Here is a 19970-nt window from a genome sequence, read left to right on the forward strand (position 1 = left end):
AGTTTCGTGTGAGAACGACCCCCCACAGATCCATCGCCGCGCGCGCACTTGCCGTCGCCGCGCTGGCCGCCGTCTCGCTCCCCGCCGCCCCGGCGGCAGCCGCACCGCCCGCCGCCTCGTCGGCGGCCGCGGCCTGCTCTCCGACCCAGGTGGTCGCCAACGGCGGCTTCGAGAGCGGCACTTCGTCCTGGACCCAGTCGTCCACAAGCGTGATCACCAGCCGCTCCGGCCAGAGCGCCCACGGCGGCACCAGCTACGCCTGGCTGGACGGAACGGGCGGCACGCACACCGACACCCTCTCCCAGAGCGTCACGATCCCGTCCGGCTGCAGCACCGCCACCCTCTCCTTCTGGCTGCACATCGACACCGCCGAGGCGACCTCGTCCGTCGCGTACGACAAGCTGACGGCGAAGATCGGCGGCACGACCCTGGCGACGTACTCGAACCTCGACAAGAACACCGGGTACGTGAAGAAGTCCCTGGACGTGTCGGCGTTCGCCGGTCAAACCGTGAGCCTCGCCTTCACCGGCACCGAGGACTCCAGCCTCCAGAGCAGCTTCGTCCTCGACGACATCGCCCTCGACACCTCCGGAGAGACCACCCCGCCGGCCGACTCGACGCGCACGCCGGCCGCACCCTCGTACACGGTCAGCCTCAGCAGCAACACCAGCGGCACCGTATGGACCGGCCACGAGAGCGCGACCTTCACCAACGCCTCCTCCACGGCGCTGAGCGAGGTGTACCTGAGGCTCTGGGACAACTACCACGGCACCTGCTCGTCGATGCCGATCACGGTCAGCAACGTCACCGGTGGCACCGCGGGTTCCCTGTCGGTCGCCTGCACGGCCCTGCAGATCAGTCTCCCCACGCCCCTGGCGCAGGGACAGTCCGCCACGATCGGCTTCGACCTGGGCATCACCGTGCCCAGCGGCGCCGACCGGTTCGGCCACGACGGGGCGTTCAGCTTCATCGGCAACGCGCTGCCGGTCCTCGCGGTCAAGGACGGCTCGGGCTGGCACCTGGACCCGTACACCAACAACGGCGAGTCGTTCTACTCCCTGGCCGCCGACTTCAAGGTGACCCTCGACCACCCGAGTTCACTGCTCGTGCCCGCCACCGGCACCTCGACCGACACCCCCGGCTCCAGCGGCCGCACGGTCACCACCGCCACCGCCTCCAAGGTGCGTGACTTCGCCTGGGCTGCCGGACCGTTCAGCAAGATCTCCGGCACGTCGGCAGCCGGGACCGCGATCAACGTCTACTCCGTGTCGAACATCAGCTCCGCCGACGCCCAGTCCATGCTCAGCACCGCCAAGACCGCGGTCGACGCCCACGCCGCACGCTTCGGCGCCTATCCCTACGGCGAGTTGGACGCCGTCATCGACAACAACTACTGGTTCGGCGGCATGGAGTACCCGGGCTTCGTCCTGGACCTCGTCAGCACCACCGCCCTCACACACGAGATCGGCCACCAGTGGTGGTACGGCATCGTCGGCGACGACGAGTACAACAGCCCCTGGCTGGACGAGTCGTTCACCGACTACGCCACCGACCTGGCGCTCGGCAAGACCGGCACCAACTGCTGGAACAGCGTCTCGTGGGCCTCGTCGGCGGAGAAGATCACCAACTCCATGGCCTACTGGGACGCCCACTCCTCCCGCTACTCCACCGTCGTCTACGGCTACGGCAAGTGCTCCCTGCACGACCTGCGCCGGCTGATCGGCGACACGGCGATGACCAAGTTGCTGAAGGACTACGCCACTTCGCACTGGTACGGCGTCTCGACCACGGCCGAGTTCAAGACGGCCGCGCAGGCCGCCACGACCACGGACCTGACCTCCTTCTGGAGCACGCACCGCATCGACGGCTGACCGGACCGGTTCCCGGCGACCGAGGCTCCCTCGGCAGGCCTGCGCGGCGAACGCCTCGCGGGCCTGCCGATCCGGGGTGCCGCGTCACCCATTGGCGTCGTTCTCAGGGGGACTTTCGGTCCGTCCCTGGGATGGGTGTCCGGTCCCGGGGATGGTTCATATGTCCGACGAGCATGGCTCGGGCGGCGCTTCACAGCGACTGCGGGGTTCTACGGCATCCCGGGCGCTGCTTCACTCCCTGTCACACCTCTGGTACTCGATCGCCCCATGAACTGCCGTGGGGCGCAAGGGAGTTGCCCATGCCCGGAGGCACCATGCGGTCGCGCGTGCGGGCGCTGCTCGTCGTCGGCTCCGTCGCCGCGGCACCCGCGCTGCTCGCCCCGGCCACCGCCCACGCCGCGACCGGCAGACGGAGGACCGTCGCCGCCGGGGAGACCTGGGAGGTCACGGAGGTCACCCGGCTCGACGTCCTCGTCGTGGAGGAGGGCGCCGTCCTCACCGCTCCGGAGGGCCACAGCCTGACCCTGACCGTGAACGGCGTGGAGACCGGGTCCGCCGCAGCCGTATCGAGGGCGTCATCTCCGCCTCGACGTCACGGCACGCCGTCTCCACCATCACCTCGACGGACTGGCGGCAGATCAACCACGTCACCAACACCCCACGGCCCGCCATCAACAACGGTGTGATCGTGAAGCTGGGGGCGGGCTCGGTCTGGACGGTCACCGGGCCGTCGTACCTGACGAAGCTGGTCGTCGACGCGGACGCGACGGTGCAGGCACCGCCCGGCCGGAGCCTCAGCCTGACCGTGGACGGTACGACCAGTGCGCTCACGCCGGGCAGCAGCCATTCCGGGGCGCTGGTGATCACCGTGGCCTAGGGGCGGGCGGCGGGTGCGGGGCGTCAGCCGGCCCTTGCGGCGAACTCCGGGAACTCCGGGAACTCCGGGAACGAGGACGGGACGAGCCTCGTCTTCGTTCAGGGCAATCGACCGAATGGGTTATCGTGCCTCGTCGGCCCCGACTGTTCGCGAACGGGAAGCGGAGAAGTGGACGATCTCGCTGTGTCCGATCTTGGACGGCTCGTCGCCGACCGGTATCAGCTGGTGGAGCGGGTGGGCAGCGGCGGCATGGGCACCGTGTGGCGCGCCGAGGACAGGCTGCTCGGCCGCCATGTCGCGGTGAAGAAGCTGCGCATCCCGCCGCACCTGCACGCGGACGAGGTCCACAGGCTCTACGAGCGCACCCGCCGCGAGGCCCGCAGTGCGGCCCGGATCACCCACCCCAACGTGATCGTGGTGTACGACGTCGTCGACGACGACGGCCTGCCCTGCATCGTCATGGAGTACGTCCCGTCACGCACGCTGAGTGACGTCCTGAAGGAACGCGGCGCGCTGCCACCCGACGAAGCCGCCCGGATCGGCCGTGCCATGGCCGCCGCGCTGCGGGCCGCGCACGACGCCGGGGTCCTGCATCGGGACGTCAAACCCGCAAACGTTCTGCTCGGCAACGACGGGCGGATCGTCCTGAGCGACTTCGGGATCGCCATGGAGTCGGGAACGTCCTCGCTGACCAAGTCCGGCGAGCTGATCGGCTCCATCCGTTACCTGGCGCCCGAGCGCCTGAGGAGCACGCACACCGAGCCCGGTCCCGCCAGCGATCTGTGGGCCCTGGGGGCGACGCTGTACCAGGCGGTCGAGGGGCGGCCCCCCTTCCGCCGCGACACCCCGATCGAGACCGCGTACGCCATCGCCACCGACCCTTACGAGGCCCCGCGCAACGCCGGGCACCTGACCCAGGTGATCGAGGGGCTGCTCGTCAAGGAACCGGAACGGCGCATGGACGTGCACGAGGTCGAACGCCACCTGGCCGATGCTGCAGGCACACGAACCGCTCGACACGATCCGCCCACCCGTACGGCGACGGTTCCCGCCGACCTCGCGCCTCCGGGGCGCAAGGGCAGCGGGAGCCGCCGCCGTACGGTGCTGCTGTCGGTCTCGGCGTTGGCACTCGCCGCCTGTGTGGCAGGCGGCGCTCTGTGGTGGCTCGAGGGCAACCCGTTCGGGCTGCACGGCCGCGCGTCCGGGGCCGCCGCCTCCCCCTCCGCGAGTGCAAGCCCCACTGTGTCTGCACCACCCGCCGGATACCACCTCGCGCAGGCGGACGGCGGCATCTCCGTGCCCGTACGGGACGGCTGGACCCGCAAGACGCTGCCCGGCGGTGAAGTCGCCTACATCGACCCGTCCGGCCTGGTGGGCCTCAGAGTCAACGTCGTCCAGTTCGGGGGCGCCGATCCGCTGCGGCACTGGAAGGACACGGAGGAGGACCAGACCCGTCGCGACAACCCGGGCTATGAACGGGTGCGGATGGCCGAGACCACCTTCCGCGAACGGCCCGCCGGGTACTGGGAGTTCACCTTCGACGGCAGGGCACGGAAGTTCCGCGCGGCAGAACTGGCCTTCGCCGGCGCCGACGGCACCCAGTACGTGATCTACCTGTCGGCACCGGACGCCGACTGGCACACGTACCGGCAGGTCTTCGACACCGCCGTCGACGGGGTTCGTCTGGGTGACGGCGCCTAGCTGCGGTCAACCCACCTGCTGGGCGAACGCCTCGTACGCCTTCTCGTCGAACAGCACGAACCTGACCTCCTCCACCGCCGTCTCCGCGGCCCGCGCGGTCTCCACCGCGATCCGGGCGCAACCGTGGCCGATGTCCCAGACTGGGACGCCGACCTTTCCGATTTTTCGGGGACTCAGGTGCAATGGGTCTGCCCGACCGAGGCCTACTCAGCCGAGTTGCTGGGCGAAAGCCTCGTACGCTCGGTCATCGAAGAGGACGAACCGCACCTCTTCGACCGCGGTCGTAGCGTTCCGCACCGTCTCCACCGAGATACGAGCCGCATCCTCCATCGGCCACCGGTACACGCCGGTGGAGATCGCCGGGAACGCGACCATACGGGCACCCAGCTCGTCGGCCACACGCAGTGACTCCCGGTAGCAGGAGGCGAGCAGTTCGGAGCGGTCCTCGGTGGACGACCAGACCGGCCCCACCGTGTGGATCACCCACCGTGCGTCCAGGTTGCCCGCCGTGGTGGCGACCGCCTGGCCCGTCGGAAGGCCCTTGCCGTAGTGGGAGGCGCGGAGTTTGCGGCAGTCCTCGAGGATGGCGGGGCCGCCGCGGCGGTGGATGGCGCCGTCGACGCCTCCGCCGCCGAGCAGGGAGGAGTTCGCGGCGTTGACGATCGCGTCCGCGGTCTCGCGGGTGATGTCGCCCTTGGCGAGCGTGATGGTGGGCGTCATGTCTGCCTCAGCCTCCTCCAGACGGCCTTCGCCGCGTTGTGCCCCGACATGCCGTGTACCCCGGGGCCCGGCGGGGTGGCTGAGGAGCAGATGAAGACGGCCGGGTGGGGGGTGGTGTACGGGGACAGGGTGAGTTTGGGGCGCAGGAGGGTCTGGAGTCCGCTCACCGCGCCGGAGGCGATGTCGCCGCCGATGTAGTTGGCGTTGCGGACGGCGAGTTCGGGCGGGCCGGCGGTCGCGCGGGCGAGGACGCGGTCGCGGAACCCCGGGGCGAAGCGCTCCAGTTGGCGTTCTATGGCGTCCGTGAGGTCTCCGGTCCAGCCGCTCGGGACGTGGCCGTAGGTCCAGAAGACGTGCTTGCCCTCGGGCGCGCGGGTGGGGTCGGCGACACTCGGCTGGACCGTGATCATGAACGGCCGCTCGGGTGCCCGGTTCTCCCTGGAGGCGGCGCGCAGGGCGGCGCCGATCTCCGCGCTGTCCGCGCCGATCTGGACGGTGCCGGCGACGCGGGCCTCCTCGGCGGTCCACGGCACCGGGCCGTCCAGCGCGTAGTCGACCTTGAAGACCCCGGGGCCGTACTTGTAGCTCTCGTAGTAGCGGCCGAAGCCCGCGATGCGGGCCAGGGCGGTGGGTGAGGTGTCGAAGACGTACGCGCGGGCGGGCGGCAGGTCGTCGAGGCGCTTGACCTCGTAGTCGGTGTGGACCAGGCCGCCCAGGTCCTTCAGATACGCGGTGAGCGCGTCCGAGATGGACTGGGAGCCGCCTCGGGCGACCGGCCAGCCGCGCGCGTGGGCGGCCAGGGCGAAGACCAGGCCGATGGCGCCCGTCGCCAAGCCGGTGAGCGGGGCCATCACGTGTGCCACCAGGCCCGCGAACAGGGTCTTGGCCCGCTCGTCGTGGAAGCGGCGGGTCAGCCAGGTCGACGGCGGCAGGCCGACCAGGCCGAAGCGGGCGAGGGTGACCGGGTCGCGCGGGAGGGCGGTCAGCGGCAGGGACATGAAGTCGCGGGCCAGGGTGTCCCACTTGGGCAGGAACGGCTCGACCAGCCTGCGGTACGCGCCCGCGTCGCGCGCGCCGAAGGAGGCGGCCGTCTCGGCGACCGAGCGGGACAGCACGGCCGCGCTGCCGTCGGTGAAGGGGTGCGCCATGGGCAGCTCGGCGTGCAGCCACTCGAGGCCGTACCGCTCCAGGGGCAGGGCACGGAACGCCGGGGAGTTGATGCCGAGCGGATGGGCCGCGGAACACGGGTCGTGCCGGAAGCCGGGGAGGGTGAGCTCTTCGGTGCGGGCTCCCCCGCCGACGGTGTCGCGGGCCTCGAAGACGGCCACGGAGAAGCCACGACGAGCCAGCTCCACGGCGGCCGTCAGTCCGTTCGGCCCCGCACCCACTACGACAGCATCGAGCATCGACGGCACCTTCGGACCCCTTCGTCAGCCGATGGCCACTGAGGATCAGGATATGCCGGGGCGCTGACAGTCACCGGCGGCGGGTGGTTCCCTCCTCAACAGTCCCCTGACTCAGGCCGTGCCCGACAGGATCCCCTGCACCCGGCGGGCCGTGGCCGCGTCGCGGGCGGCCGTGAACGGCAGTGCGTTGCCGCCCGTGATGCGGAACGGCTCGTCGGCGATCGTCAGGTGGGCGCCGCCCGCCTCCTCGACCAGCAGGATGCCGGCCGCGTGGTCCCAGGCGGCCTCCCAGGAGAAGGCGGTGGCGTCCAACTCGCCGCGGGCGATGGCGAGATACTCAAGGCCCGCCGAGCCGCAGGCGCGGGGTGCGACGCCGTCGGTCCACAGGCCGAGCAGGGCGCGCTTCTGCTCTTCCGTCGTGTAGTCCGGGTGGGAGGTGGCCACTTGGAGGTCCCGGCCGGGGGCGGGCGGGCCGGCGTAGAGCCGCTCGCCGTCGAGGAAGGCGCCCTGGCCCCTTATGGCGGTGGCGAGTTGGTCCCGGGCGGGTGCGTACGTCCAGGAGGCGAGGAGGACTCCGCGGTGCGCGAGCGCGACCAGCGTGCAGAATCCGGTCTCGCCGCGCACGAACTGGCGTGTGCCGTCGACCGGGTCGACTATCCAGACCGGGGCCTCGTCCTGTATCGCCTCGTACGTCGCCGGGTTGGCGTGGACCGCTTCCTCGCCGACGACGACCGAGCCGGGCAGGAGGGCGCGGAGGGTCTCGGTGAGGTACTGCTCGGCCAGGCGGTCGGCGTCGGTGACCAGGTCGTGCGGCCCGCTCTTCTGGTCCACCTCGTGGGCCGCCAGCTGCCGGAAGCGCGGCATGATCTCGGCCGCGGCGGCCTTGCGGACCGCCTCCTCCACGTCGGCCGAGTGGTGGGCGAGAAACTCGTCGATGGTTTCCTTGTCTTCGATCATGGCTCCATGAGAGCACGCGCCACTGACAAACCCCAGCCCCCCGGTGGACGCCCGGTGGAATCGGCGCGAACACCAGGGGTGCGAGGTCGGTGGCCTGGGTGAGAGGTCAGCGGCCGACGGCGTAGCCCTGCATGCCCCGCGGGTTCGCAGCCGCCGACAGGACGCCGGTCTCCGGGTCCCGTGCGACCGCGCACAGGCGTCCCTCGGACCAGGGGTCACCGACGGTGACGTGATGACCACGGCGGCGCAGTTCCCCGACTACGCCGGCGTCCATGCGGGACTCCACGGTCACGCTGCCCGGCCGCATGCCGCGCGGGTAGAACGAGCCCGGGAAGCTGTCGTTGTGCCAGTTCGGGGCGTCGATCGCGCCCTGCAGGTCGAGGCCGCCGCGGACCTGCCCGCGCAGGGCTACGGCGAGGAAGAAGTGCAGCTGCCACTGGTCCTGCTGGTCGCCGCCGGGTGTGCCGAAGGCCATGACCGGCACACCGTCGCGCAGGGCGAGGGAGGGCGTGAGGGTGGTGCGGGGGCGGCGGCCGGGCGTCAGTGAGTTCGGCAGGCCCTCCTCCAGCCAGGTCATCTGCAGCCGGGTGCCGAGCGGGAAGCCCAGTTCGGGCACGACGGGGTTGGACTGCAGCCAGCCTCCGCTGGGCGTGGCCGCGACCATGTTGCCCCAGCGGTCGACGACGTCGAGGTGGCAGGTGTCGCCACGGGTGGCGCCGTCGGCGCGCACCTCCGGTTCTCCGCCACGCGCGCGTGGCACGTCTTCTCCGGCACGCACGCGTGGCTCGCCCGGTACCGGGGACGTCGGCGGCTTGGCTACCGTCGGCTCACCGGCGCCCATCGGGTCGAACCCCGGGTCGTCGCCGACGACCACGTGCGCGTGCCCGCTGAGCCGCGGGGTGCGCCCGTCGGGGCTGCCGGGGCGCAGTTCGTACGAGGCCACGCGGCCGACGAGGTCGCGCCGGGCCGCGTTGTAGTCGGCCGAGAGCAGCGCGTCCAGCGGCACCTCGGCGGCGTCCCCGTACCAGGCCTCGCGGTCGGCCATGGCAAGCTTGCAGCCCTCGATCAGCAGGTGGACGTAGTCGGCGGTCCCGTATCCGGGCAGCTCCGCCGGGAGCAGCGCGAGCTGCTGGAGGAGTACCGGGCCCTGGCTCCAGGGGCGCGCCTTGCACAGGGTCCAGCCGTTCCAGTCGTATGTCGCCGGGGTCTCGTAGGTCGCGGACCAGCCGGCGAGGTCGGCGGCCGTGAGGGTGCCGGTGTGGCGCTCGCCGCTGGTGTCCATGGTGGGGCGCTCGGACTGGCGTATCAGCGCCTCGGCGATGAAGCCGGAGCGCCACACCTCGCGCGCGGCCTCGATCTCGGCGATCCGGTCACCGGCCCCGTCGACCTCGGTGAGCAGCCGCTTCCAGGTGGCGGCGAGGGCGGGGTTGCGCAGCAGCTCACCGGGGTGCGGAGCCTGGCCGCCCGGGAGGTACACGTCCGCGGACGAGGTCCACTCCGTCTCGAACAGCTTCCGTACGGACTCGACGGTCGCGCCGACGTTCTCCACGGGCGCGTGCCCGTGTTCGGCGTATCCGATGGCGTACTTGAGGACGTCGGCGAGGGGCTTGGTGCCGTGGTCGCGCAGCAGGAGCATCCAGGCGTCGAAGGCTCCCGGCACGGCGGCGGCGAGCGGTCCGGTGCCGGGGACGAGGTCCAGGCCGAGCGCCCGGTAGTGCGCGACGCTCGCTCCGGCGGGCGCGACGCCCTGTCCGCACAGCACCCGCACCTCGCCGCCCGCCGGGGCGAGCAGGATCGGCACCTCACCGGCGGGCCCGTTGAGGTGCGGCTCCACGACGTGCAGCACAAACGCACCCGCCACGGCGGCGTCGTACGCGTTGCCGCCGTCCTCCAGCACGGCCATCGCCGACTGGGAGGCCAGCCAGTGGGTGGAGGACACCATGCCGAAGGTGCCCTGGAGGGTGGGCCGGGTGGTGAACTGCATCTCTCACCTCGCTGGTCGGGTGCCCCGGACGGTCCGAAGCGATCACGCCTGCCGAGCATTTCATTCCACGCCTCGAGGCCTGCGAAGAGCGGGGCCTACGAAGATTTTGCGATCCCGCGGGCAGTGCATGAACCGCCTCCCATCTGCATGAAGTCCCCTTTGTCCAGCTGTACGGCCGCTGGGTAATACCGAGTTCACCCACCTTCCCTTCCTCCGCGTTCTACGCGCGTGGTGTCATGCCCACGCTCACCACCCCCCACGTGGGCATCAACTCGACTAGGAGTCACGCATGTTGTGGAAGGTCCTCGGCCGCGCGGGTGTCGCCCTGGCGGCCGGTGCCGCCGTGCTCGCCACCGCCGTCCCCGCGAACGCCGCGAGCTACTCCGCCTTCGCCTTCTCGCTCAGCAGCAGCGAGCCCACGATCTACGACTTCATCAACTCGGCCACCACATCGCTCGACATGACGATGTACGAGCTCGAGGACACCACGGCCGTCAACGACCTCATAGCCCTGAAGAACAAGGGCGTCACCGTACGGGTGGTCCTGGACCGCCAGCACAAGACCGCCAACAACTCGGCGTACACCGCGCTGACGAACGCGGGCGTGGGGGTGGTGTGGTCGCCGTCGACCTTCACCTACACCCACCAGAAGACGATCACGGTGGACGGCACCAAGTCACTGATCCTGACCGGCAATCTGACCTCGCAGTACTACGCGACGGGCCGTGACTACGGTGTCTTCACCGACGACACCCGTGATGTCGCCGCGATCGAGAAGGTCTTCAACGCGGACTACGCCGGCACCTCGATCACCCCCACCGACGGCGACCACCTCCTGTGGTCCCCCACCGACTCCCGCAGCCGCCTGCTGTCCGTGATCAACGCCGCGACCAAGACGCTCGACGTCGAGGAACTGGAGTTCAGCGACAGCACGGTGGTCAACGCGATCGTGGCGAGAGCGGAGGCGGGCGTGACCGTGCGGGTGGTGCTGGAGAGCCCGTCGAGCTACTCCAGCGAGGTCTCCGAGATCGAGGCGGCCGGCGGCACCGTCGTCGGCTACTCCGACCCCGACGGCTTCTACATCCACGCCAAGGCCATGGTCGCCGACTACGGGCTGTCCACCCAGGAGGTGGAGGCCGGCTCCATGAACATCAGCAGCAACTCCCTGTCCAACAACAGGGAGTTGGGCATCATCCTCACCGGCACCGGGGTCGCCCAGTCCGTGGCCACGACCATCGAGACCACCTTCAACAGCGACTACGCGGGCGGTACGGCCGCCTAAGCGGTCTGGGTGAAGTCCGCTACGGGTACCGCGCCCCGCAAGGGGCGCGGGGAACTGCGCGACCAGCCCCCACCGGCCCGCAGGTTCATCACCGTCCTTCCAGCGGAGCGCTTGGCGACACCGAGGACGCCTGCTCACGGCCGCCGTCTGCCCACCGTGAGCAGGTGTCCGCTCGCGCCGAGCAACGTCGGCTCGGACTCGATGCGGCGGGTGGCCGACAGGACGGCCTCCCGTCGCTCCGGGTCGTCCAGCCAGTCCTCGACACCGCCCATCAGCCAGGCGACACCCTCCAGGCCGTACTGGCCCTCCGTGAGGAGTCCGGCGTCGGTGAACTCGCCCGGGACCTCGGCGGGTTGGGCGAAGTAGGCGACGGTGAACAGGCCGCCCTCCGTGCCGTGCCGGCCGTGGCCGCTGACCGCGTCGGTGCGGGCGCGCTGCGCGGGGTCGAAGTAGCGCTCCTCCCGGAGGATGTCGTGCAGGCCCGCGTACCGGTTGATGGTGGCCGCGACCACCGGACCACCGGGCCGGACGACTCGGTGCGTCTCCGCCAACGCCCGTACCCGGTCGGCCCGTTCGGGCAGGTGGTACAGCGGGCCGAGCAGCAGCACCGCGTCGTACGCGGCGTCCTCCGCCTCCAGGGACCGGGCGTCGCCGAGCCGCGCGGTCACCCCCGGCAGCCGGGAGGCCTGCTCGACGTGCAGCGGTACGGGGTCGACGAGTTCGACCCCGTACCCGTCCCGCGCGAGCCACTCCGCGTGCACACCGCTGCCGCCGCCGACGTCGAGCACGCGCGCGGGCGCCGCGGGCAGGATCCGCCGCAGCACGTCCTGGGTACGCCAGTACTCCAGCCGCCCGGCGGGGGCGCCGCCCTGTCTGAGGCGGGCGTCCTCCTTGCCCCGGTTGTAGTAGTCGAGGATCGCCTCGTGGACGGCCGGGCCCTGCGCGCGTGTCGTCTCCGTCATCACCCCAGGTTGCTGATCACCGTGCACGCACCGCAACGGGTTATGTGCCGCAGCGCGGAGCCACCAGCCCCGACTCGTAGGCGAACACCACCAGTTGGGCCCGGTCCCGCGCGCCGAGCTTCGTCATCGCCCGGCTGATGTGCGTCTTCGCCGTGAACGGGCTGATGACCATGTGCGCGGCGATCTCCTCGTTGCTCAGACCGCGGGCGGCCAGCGCCGTGACCTCGCGTTCGCGGCGCGTCAGGCAGTCCAGGCCGGGGGCCGTCGCCCGGTCGGGCGGCCGGGAGACGAACTCGCCGATGAGGGTGCGGGTGACCGACGGGGAGAGCAGGGCCTCGCCGCGGGCCACGACGTCGATGGCCTGGAGGAGGTCGGCCGGTTCGGTGTCCTTGAGCAGGAAGCCGCTCGCGCCCGCCCGCAGCGCCTCGAAGACGTACTCGTCGAAGCCGTAGTTGGTGAGGATCACCACGCGTACGGCCACCAGGGCCGGGTCGGCGGCGATCCGGCGCGTGGCCTCGATGCCCGTCATCACCGGCATCTGTACGTCGATCAGGGCGATGTCCGGCACCTGCGCGCGAACGAGCGCCAGCCCCTGTTCGCCGTCCGCCGCCTCACCCACCACCTCGATGCCGTCCTCGGCCTCCAGCAGCGCCCGGAACCCGGCACGCATCAACGCCTGGTCGTCGACGAGCGCGACCCTGGTCATGACGCCTCCCCTGTACCACTGGTCATGACGCCTCCCCCGCACCCTTCGTCATTGCGCCTCCCCCGCGCCCATGCTCATCCCGCCTCCCGCAGCGGCAGCCGGGCCCGCACCGCGAAGCCGCCTTCGTCGCGCGGGGCGGCGTCCAGGGTGCCGCCGAGGGCGGCGACGCGTTCGCGCATGCCCGTGAGGCCCACGCCCGGTGCAGGCGGGCGGGACGGGTCGGCGGTTCCGTCGTCCTCGACCCGTATCGTCAAGTCGTCCTCGCTGTAGGCGAGTTGGACGGCGATCTTGGCGGCTCCCGCGTGCCGGGCCGCGTTGGTCAGGGCCTCCTGGACGATGCGGTACACCGCCCGGTCGACCGTCGCCGGCAGGGGCCGTTCGGCGCCGCTGACCGTGAGGTCGACGGCGAGGCCCGCCGCGCAGGCCCGCTCCACCAGCAGCGCGGGCGTGCCGGTCGGCTCGTCGGTGCGCAGGATCTCCAGGGTGGACCGCAGTTCGCGCATCGCCTCGCCGCTCGCGTCCTGGATGGCGAGCAGCGCGGGCGGTATCTCCTCACCGCGCTTGCGGGCGAGGTGCACCGCGACTCCCGCCTGGAGCTTGACGATCGAGATGCTGTGGGTGAGCGAGTCGTGCAACTCCCTCGCTATGCGCAGCCGTTCCTCGCCCGCGCGGCGCAGGGCCGCCTCCTCCTTGGTCCGCTCCGCCTCCATGGCGCGCTGCTCGGTCTGGCGCAGATACGCCTGCCAGTTGCGGTCGGCCTGCCCCACGACCACTGCGCACAGGAACCAGCCTGCGAGCAGCGCGGTCCGCTCGACCACGTCGTGGGTCGTCGGGCCCGTCGCGAGGTTCGCCGCCAGGAACACACCGCTCGCCGCGGCGGCCCAGCCCCGGTGTCCCGCACTGGCCGCCGTCGCCACGGCGACGAAGACGGTCAGGGCGGATGCCGGGCCCGGGTGCGCGTGCAGCCCGTAGGCCGCACCGCCCGCCGTGGCGAACACGAGTGCCGTACGCGGGGCCACTCGGTAGAACGCCAGGGCCGCCGAGGACAGCGCCAGGAACACGTAGTCGACGGGCATCGTGTCCGCGTCGAAGGCGGCCACGGTCACGGCGATCGCGCCGACGACGACCGCCAGTGCCGCGTCGGCGAGCCCCTTGCGTGTGACCGAGTACCCGCTCATGCACGCACAGTAGACGGCGGCACCGACAACGGCGTCAGACCTGTGGACGGCTCGGCGACTACTCCCGGCGCAGTACTCCGTGGGGTCGCCGGCCCCGCCGTCGTACTCCCGACTGCCTCCGCCCGTACGACGATTTCGGCCGCCCCCACCGCGCATGCTGCCGCCATGTCCACACAGTTCCGCTTCACGCAGCCGCCGTCGCCCAAGTCGGCCACCGGCAAGGTCGCCGAGGTCTACGAGCAGATCGCCGTCGACTTCGGCATCGACCGGCCCGCCACCTTCGTCGTCCTGTCCTCCGCACCCGAACTCCTCGCACCCGCCTGGGCGTTGATGCGCGAGTCGCTCATCGCCGGCACCGGCAGCCGCACCGGCAAGGAGCTGGCGGCGCTCGGGGTGTCCCTCGCCAACCGGTGCCCGTTCTGCGTGGACGCGCACACCGTCCTGCTGCACGCCACCGGCGACCACGCCCTCGCCGAGCAGCTTGCCCGCGGCGAGGATCCGCAGAGCGAGGAGCACACGCGCGTGCTCGACTGGGGCCTCGCCACCCGCACTCCGGGCGCCGATCTGCGGCCGTACCCGTTCCCGGAGGAGCACGCACCCGCCTACCTCGGCACCGCGCTCGCCTTCCACTTCATCAACCGCATCGCCTCGGCCCTGCTGAACGAACAACTGTTGCCGGGCGGCGCCCAGCGGTTCCGGGCCGTGCGCAGCCTCGCCGGGCGCGTGCTGGGCCGCACCGTGCGCCGCAGCGCCGAGCCCGGAGCGTCCCTGCCCCTGCTCGACACGCTCGGCCCGGGCCCGGACTGGGCGACCGGGACGCCCGTCAGCCCCGCCTACGCGGCCCTGCGCGAGGCCGCCCTGGCGGGCGCCGGCCTCCTCGACCCCGGCGACCGGGTCCTCGTACGGCACACCCTGCAGGAGTGGGACGGGACGCACCCGTCGGCCGTGCTGCGCGGCTTCCCGAACCGGCGGGAGCGGCCCGGCGCGCGCCTGGCACTGCTGGCCGCGCTCGCGCCGTACCGCATCACGGACGAGGACGTGGCCGCCTGGCACATGCCGTGGCACAACGACGAGCAGCTGGTCCGCCTTGTCGCGTACGGGGCCTTTGCGGCCGTCGACCGCATCGAGGCGGCGCTCACTCTTGGGGCACCTGTTCGTGAGCCTCAGTGACCGCGCGGGCACGGAGCGAGTTTCCGCTTCCGTCTCACAGGGAGTCATGTGAAACTGGCGCCCCGTCCGCAGTGCGGACCCCTCCGCACACCGTCCCCCACCGAGAAGTGTGCCCGTGCGCGATTTTCCTCTGCCGCTCGCTCTGACCGCGCGACTTTCACCCGTCGTCGTACTCGCCGCGGCGGGCTGGGCGCTGTCGTCCGGTCCCGCGACGCCGGCCGACGCGCACAACGAGGGGCACAAAACGGGCACTTCATCGCCCTCCGCGCCGTCGGCGACGGCCGTGTCCAAGTCGTACGACGCCGCTCCCGCACCCTGCGGCAGCGTGGCCGTGAAGACGATCAAGTCGCTTGTCCCGGGCGCCAAGACGGCGGGCAAGGAGATCCAGTCGACCGACTCCAAGCTGCGCCGCACCTGCTCCTGGAACGCGCTCAAGGGGTACGACTACCGCTGGCTGGACGTCTCCTTCGAGGTCATGGACTCGGACGAAGCGGCACAGAAGGCGTACAAGAATCGCCTTGCGGAGAAGAGCGGCGGAGGGGATGTTCCGGGCCTGGGTGACTCGGGCTACTCCGTCGTGAACCTCACCACCGAGGACAAGCAGCAGACCCGCGAGGGCGAGGTCGTCGCCCTCGTGTCCAATGTCCTGGTGGTCACCACGTACAACGGCAGCGACTTCGAGAACAAGAAGGCGCCCAGCACGGACGAGATCAACAAGGGCGCCATCAAGGCGGCGAAGGACGCCGTGACAGCACTGAAGGGCAGCCAGTAAGACCGGCTGCCCTTCGCATGCGGGAGGCTCAGGCCTCCAGGCGCTCCCTTCCGCGCAGCAGCATCAGCACCACGTACAGCACCATCGACGTGCCCAGACCGACCGCCCAGCCGTAGTTGGCGAGCGGCTCCAGGGCCGGGATGGGCCGCCCGTCGATCAGCGGCTTGAAGCTGGCGCCGCCGACGGCGAGGACACCGCCGACCACGAAGGCGACGACGGCCCGCCAGTTCCAGCCGCCCTCGTACCAGTAGCGGCCGCCCGTGCGGTACAGGTCGACGAGGTGGAGCTTGCCGCGGCGCAGGATCCAGTAGTCGGCGATGAGGATGCCGGCGACCGTGCCGAGCAGACCGCCGACCAGGCCGAGCCAGGTGAAGATGTAGCCCTGCGGGTCGGAATACAGCTTCCACGGGAAGATCAGCACGCCGATGACGCAGGTGGCGAGGGCGCCGGCGCGGAAACTGACCTTCCTGGGCGCGATGTTGGAGAAGTCGAAGGCCGGCGAGACCAGGTTGGCCGCGATGTTCACGGACAGGGTCGCCACCAGCACGGTCACCAGCGCGAACAGCAGACCGAAGACGTTGTCCGTCTTGGCGGCGAGCTGTACCGGGTCCCAGATCGTCTCGCCGTACACGGCCTGCGAACCGGAGGTGACCAGCACGGAGAGGAACGCGAAGAGCGTCATGGTCGTGGGCAGACCGAGTGCCTGGCCCCACGTCTGCGCCTTCTGCGACTTCCCGTAGCGGGTGAAGTCCGGGATGTTCAGCGACAGCGTGGACCAGAAGCCGATCATGCCCATGAGGGAGGGCCAGAACAGCTTCCAGAAGTCGCCGCCCCAGCCGAGCTTGGAGGGCTGGTCGAGGAGCGGACCGAAGCCGCCGGCCTTGTTGCTCATCCAGATCAGCATCACCAGCGCGCCGACGATGACGAAGGGCGCCGCCCAGTTCTCGAAGCGGCGGATGGTCTCCATGCCCCGGTAGATGATGGCGACCTGGATCACCCAGAAGATCGCGAACGACAGCCACATCGTCCAGGCGTAGCCGCCGACCTTCCCGGCGTCGGACCAGCCGTTGCCGATCAGCTTCCCGGCGAGGAAGTAGATCGCCTCACCGCCGATCCAGGTCTGGATGCCGAACCAGCCGCACGCCACCAACGCCCGTACGACGGCAGGGAGGTTGGCACCGCGGATGCCGAAGCTGGCCCGCGCGAAGACCGGGAAGGGAATGCCGTACTTCGGTCCCGCGTGCCCGGTGAGCAGCATCGGGATCAGCACGATCACGTTGGCCAGGGCGATGGTGAGCACCGCCTGCTTCCAGTCCATGCCGACGGCGATCAGACCGGAGGCCAGGGTCCAGGAGGCCGTGTTGTGGGCCATGCCGACCCACAGGGCGGAGAAGTTGTACGTGGTCCAGGTGCGCTTCTCGACGGGGACCGGAAGCAGGTCCTCGTTCGCGTACGGACCGCTGGGCATCGAGGACCCCGGCGCGATCTCCACGCGCCCGTCGTCGAGGGTGACTTGAGCGGTCGGCGGTATGGCCGTGGGAGCGGTGTCGGTCATGGGCAGGCCAATCAATCAGGGGTGGGTCCGGAAAGGCCGTGCGGGCCGGCGGGGCCGGGGAGGGGCGGGTGCGTTCCCGCGTCGTTCGGTGCGTGCTCTCGGCGTGCCGGGCGAAGGCCCTCGTAGCGGAGCTACTTGGGTCTTCGCCCGGTGCGGCGAGAGTGCGTGCCGGGCGGCGTGGGGATGTGCTCGCCCCTCCCCGGCCCCGCCACCCCTCCCCCGGGACGGCGAGGGAGGGGAGAACTGGAGTGGGGGGATGGGGAGTTGAGCGGTTGGTTCCTATGAGGTTCCCCGGTCGTCAGGCGTTGACGGCCGGGATGACCTTCGTGCCGTACGCGTCGATCACGGTCTCCTGCGCGTCGTGCATGTCGTACACGGCGAACTGGTCGACGCCCAGCTCGCGCAGGGCGTTGAGCTTCTCGATGTGCTTCTCGACCGGACCGATCAGGCAGAACCGGTCGACGATCTCGTCGGGTACGAACTGGGTGTCGGGGTTGTCGGCGCGTCCGTGGTGGGAGTAGTCGTACCCCTCGCGGGCCTTGATGTAGTCGGTGAGTTCGTCGGGTACGGCGGCGGAGTGCTCGCCGTACTTGGAGACGAGGTCGGCCACGTGGTTGCCGACCATCCCGCCGAACCAGCGGCACTGCTCGCGGGCGTGGGCGAGGGCCTCGGGCGAGTCGTCCTCGGTGACGTAGGCGGGGGCGGCGACGCAGATCTTGACGTCGTCGGGGTTGCGACCGGCGGCGACGGCCGCGTCCTTCACGGCCTTGACCATGTACTCGGTGAGGTACAGGTCGGCCAGCTGGAGGATGAAGCCGTCGGCCTCCTCGCCGGTCATCTTCAGGGCCTTGGGGCCGTACGCCGCCATCCACACGGGGAGTTCGGCGCCGGGCTTGATCCACGGGAACCTGACGACCGCGCCGCCGCCGAGGTCGGCCTCGTCGCCGCGGCCGAGCGCCCGGATGACCTTCATGGCATCGCTGATCCGGGCCAGGGTGTTGGGCTTGCGGCCCGCGACGCGCATCGCGGAGTCGCCGCGGCCGATGCCGCAGACGGTGCGGTTGCCGAACATGTCGTTGAGGGTGGCGAAGGTGGAGGCGGTGACCTCCCAGGTGCGCGTGCCGGGGTTCGTCACCATCGTGCCCACGGTCAACTTCTGCGTGTTCGCCAGGATCTGACTGTAGATCACGAACGGCTCCTGCCACAGCACGGCCGAGTCGAAGGTCCAGCCGTATGTGAAGCCGTTGCGCTCGGCCCGCTTCATCAGGCTGACGACCTTCGAGGCCGGCGGGTCGGTCTGCAGGACGAGTCCGAAGTCCATGTGCGCCACTCCTAGTTGAGGTACTGACAGGTGGAGCGCGGGGTGTAGACGCCGTGACCGGCGTGTCCGGTGTACTCCCGCTCAGTGATGACGAGTTCGCCGCGCGAGAGGACGGTCTCGACCCGCCCGGCGGTGCGCTTGCCCTCGTAGGCCGAGTAGTCGACGTTCATGTGGTGCGTCTCGGCGGACATGACCTGCTCGGCGTTCGGGTCGTAGATGACGACGTCGGCGTCGGCACCCGGGGCGATGGTGCCCTTCTTCGGGTACATGCCGAACATGCGGGCCGGGGTGGCGCAGGCGATCTCGATCCAGCGGCGGCGCGAGATGTGGCCCTCGACGACGGCCTGGTGGAGCAGGTCCATACGGTTCTCGACGCCCGGCAGGCCGTTGGGGATCTTCGAGAAGTCGCCGCGGCCGAGCTCCTTCTGGCCCACGAAGCAGAAGGGGCAGTGGTCGGTGGAGACGACCTGCAGGTCGTTGGTGCGCAGGCCCTTCCACAGCTGGGCCTGGTGCTCCTTCGGCCGAAGGGGCGTACTGCACACGTACTTCGAGCCCTCGAAGTCGGGCTCGGCGAGGTTGTCCGTCGACAGGAAGAGGTACTGCGGGCAGGTCTCGCCGAAGACGTTGAGGCCCTCGTCGCGCGCCCGGGTCAGCTCGGCGACCGCCTCCATCGCCGAGACGTGCACGACGTAGAGCGGGGCGCCCGCGACCTGTGCGAGCTTGATGGCGCGGTGGGTGGCCTCGGCCTCCAGCAGCGCCTTGCGCACTTCGCCGTGGTAGCGCGGGTCGGTCTCGCCGCGGGCCAGCGCCTGCTCGACCAGTACGTCGATCGCGATGCCGTTCTCGGCGTGCATCATGATCAGGCCGCCGTTCTCGGCGGAGCGCTGCATGGCGCGCAGGATCTGGCCGTCGTCGGAGTAGAAGACGCCCGGGTAGGCCATGAACTGCTTGAAGGAGGTGACCCCCTCCTCGACCAGCAGGTCCATCTCCTTGAGCGTCTCCTGGTTCACATCGGAGACGATCATGTGGAAGCCGTAGTCGATCGCGCAGTTGCCCTCGGCCTTCGCGTGCCAGGCGTCCAGGCCCTCGCGCAGGGAGTGGCCGACGCTCTGCACCGCGAAGTCGACGATCGTCGTCGTACCGCCCCAGGCGGCGGCCCGGGTGCCGGTTTCGAAGGTGTCGGAGGCGAAGGTGCCGCCGAACGGCAGCTCCATGTGGGTGTGGACGTCGACGCCGCCCGGGATCACGTACTTGCCGGTGGCGTCGATGGTGCGCTCGGCCGTCCAGGCCTCGGCGGCCGGGGTGCCGGACGCGGCGAGGGCGGCGATACGGCCGTCCTCGATCAGGACGTCGGCGTGGAGTTCGTCGGACGCGGTGATGACGAGGCCACCACGGATGACGGTACGGCTGCTCATTCTCCCTCTCCTTATGACGGACGTTGCTCGAAGCTCCCGAGGCCCCGCAGGCCCGATCCCCGTGCACCGGACCTGCGGGAGTGCACGACGCCG

Annotated in this window: 17 protein-coding genes and 1 pseudogene; 7 read left to right on the forward strand and 11 right to left on the reverse strand. The window is 70.7% G+C overall.

The features are described 5' to 3' along the window. Positions 1–8: 8 nt before the first annotated feature. The 4 genes from ABZ880_RS18950 (at position 9) to ABZ880_RS18965 (ending at position 4449) form a co-directional block, all read left to right on the forward strand. On the forward strand, positions 9–1871 hold the full coding sequence (locus ABZ880_RS18950) for a M1 family aminopeptidase (protein WP_361263820.1): 1863 nt from the start codon (positions 9–11) through the stop codon (positions 1869–1871). 299 nt (positions 1872–2170) lie between these two features. Beyond that, positions 2171–2557: a hypothetical protein gene (locus ABZ880_RS18955; protein WP_361263823.1), complete on the forward strand. Its 387-nt coding sequence runs from the start codon at positions 2171–2173 to the stop codon at positions 2555–2557. Beyond that, positions 2554–2748: a hypothetical protein gene (locus ABZ880_RS18960; RefSeq protein ID WP_361263826.1), complete on the forward strand. Its 195-nt coding sequence runs from the start codon at positions 2554–2556 to the stop codon at positions 2746–2748. Before ABZ880_RS18955 ends, ABZ880_RS18960 begins: the two co-directional genes overlap by 4 nt. A gap of 183 nt (positions 2749–2931) precedes the next feature. Next, the gene (locus ABZ880_RS18965) at positions 2932–4449 is read left to right on the forward strand and encodes a serine/threonine-protein kinase (RefSeq protein ID WP_361263829.1); all 1518 of its coding nucleotides are present in this window, start codon (positions 2932–2934) and stop codon (positions 4447–4449) included. A 6-nt stretch (positions 4450–4455) separates the two neighbouring features. On the opposite strand, the pseudogene ABZ880_RS18970 reads toward ABZ880_RS18965, so the two are convergent. The 5 genes and pseudogenes from ABZ880_RS18970 to ABZ880_RS18990 form a co-directional block, all read right to left on the reverse strand. Further along, positions 4456–4566 (reverse strand): annotated as a pseudogene (locus ABZ880_RS18970) (O-acetyl-ADP-ribose deacetylase); the annotation flags it as partial. 90 nt (positions 4567–4656) lie between these two features. After that, positions 4657–5169, reverse strand: coding sequence for an O-acetyl-ADP-ribose deacetylase (locus tag ABZ880_RS18975; RefSeq protein ID WP_361263832.1), 513 nt, complete (start codon positions 5167–5169; stop codon positions 4657–4659). Beyond that, positions 5166–6575 carry an NAD(P)/FAD-dependent oxidoreductase gene (locus ABZ880_RS18980; protein WP_361263835.1) on the reverse strand — a complete coding sequence of 470 codons (1410 nt, stop codon included), beginning with the start codon at positions 6573–6575 and terminating at the stop codon, positions 5166–5168. Before ABZ880_RS18980 ends, ABZ880_RS18975 begins: the two co-directional genes overlap by 4 nt. 111 nt (positions 6576–6686) lie before the next feature. Continuing rightward, positions 6687–7532, reverse strand: a complete 846-nt coding sequence (locus tag ABZ880_RS18985; protein ID WP_361263838.1) for an inositol monophosphatase family protein — start codon at positions 7530–7532, stop codon at positions 6687–6689. Between the two features lie 106 nt (positions 7533–7638). Continuing rightward, positions 7639–9516, reverse strand: coding sequence for a gamma-glutamyltransferase (locus ABZ880_RS18990; RefSeq protein WP_361263840.1), 1878 nt, complete (start codon positions 9514–9516; stop codon positions 7639–7641). Between the two features lie 289 nt (positions 9517–9805). Here ABZ880_RS18990 and ABZ880_RS18995 point away from each other — a divergent pair, with 289 nt between their 5' ends. Beyond that, complete coding sequence (locus tag ABZ880_RS18995; RefSeq protein WP_361263843.1) at positions 9806–10798, forward strand: phospholipase D-like domain-containing protein; 993 nt, start codon at positions 9806–9808, stop codon at positions 10796–10798. Between the two features lie 134 nt (positions 10799–10932). On the opposite strand, the gene ABZ880_RS19000 is transcribed toward ABZ880_RS18995, so the two are convergent. The 3 genes from ABZ880_RS19000 to ABZ880_RS19010 form a co-directional block, all read right to left on the reverse strand. After that, on the reverse strand, positions 10933–11760 hold the full coding sequence (locus ABZ880_RS19000) for a class I SAM-dependent methyltransferase (RefSeq protein ID WP_361263845.1): 828 nt from the start codon (positions 11758–11760) through the stop codon (positions 10933–10935). 40 nt (positions 11761–11800) lie between these two features. After that, on the reverse strand, positions 11801–12466 hold the full coding sequence (locus tag ABZ880_RS19005; RefSeq protein WP_361263847.1) for a response regulator transcription factor: 666 nt from the start codon (positions 12464–12466) through the stop codon (positions 11801–11803). A gap of 74 nt (positions 12467–12540) precedes the next feature. Continuing rightward, a complete protein-coding gene (locus ABZ880_RS19010) occupies positions 12541–13644 on the reverse strand; it encodes a sensor histidine kinase (RefSeq protein ID WP_361263850.1) in 1104 nt (367 codons plus the stop codon). Between the two features lie 165 nt (positions 13645–13809). On the opposite strand from ABZ880_RS19010, the gene ABZ880_RS19015 reads away from it, so the two are divergent. Continuing rightward, the gene (locus ABZ880_RS19015) at positions 13810–14814 is read left to right on the forward strand and encodes a carboxymuconolactone decarboxylase family protein (RefSeq protein WP_361263853.1); all 1005 of its coding nucleotides are present in this window, start codon (positions 13810–13812) and stop codon (positions 14812–14814) included. A 115-nt stretch (positions 14815–14929) separates the two neighbouring features. Then, positions 14930–15586, forward strand: a complete 657-nt coding sequence (locus ABZ880_RS19020) for a hypothetical protein (protein WP_361263856.1) — start codon at positions 14930–14932, stop codon at positions 15584–15586. Positions 15587–15614: 28 nt separating this feature from the next. On the opposite strand, the gene ABZ880_RS19025 is transcribed toward ABZ880_RS19020, so the two are convergent. The 3 genes from ABZ880_RS19025 to hydA form a co-directional block, all read right to left on the reverse strand. Beyond that, positions 15615–17141 (reverse strand): NCS1 family nucleobase:cation symporter-1, encoded by a 1527-nt coding sequence (locus tag ABZ880_RS19025; protein ID WP_361263858.1) that lies wholly within the window; start codon positions 17139–17141, stop codon positions 15615–15617. A 298-nt stretch (positions 17142–17439) separates the two neighbouring features. Next, positions 17440–18462 carry a TIGR03842 family LLM class F420-dependent oxidoreductase gene (locus tag ABZ880_RS19030; protein ID WP_361263861.1) on the reverse strand — a complete coding sequence of 341 codons (1023 nt, stop codon included), beginning with the start codon at positions 18460–18462 and terminating at the stop codon, positions 17440–17442. Positions 18463–18473: 11 nt separating this feature from the next. Then, the gene (gene hydA, locus ABZ880_RS19035; protein ID WP_361263864.1) at positions 18474–19877 is read right to left on the reverse strand and encodes a dihydropyrimidinase; all 1404 of its coding nucleotides are present in this window, start codon (positions 19875–19877) and stop codon (positions 18474–18476) included. Between the last annotated feature and the right edge of the window lie 93 nt (positions 19878–19970).

It is taken from the genome of Streptomyces sp. NPDC047043 (genome assembly GCF_040644055.1).
GTDB lineage: Bacteria > Actinomycetota > Actinomycetes > Streptomycetales > Streptomycetaceae > Streptomyces.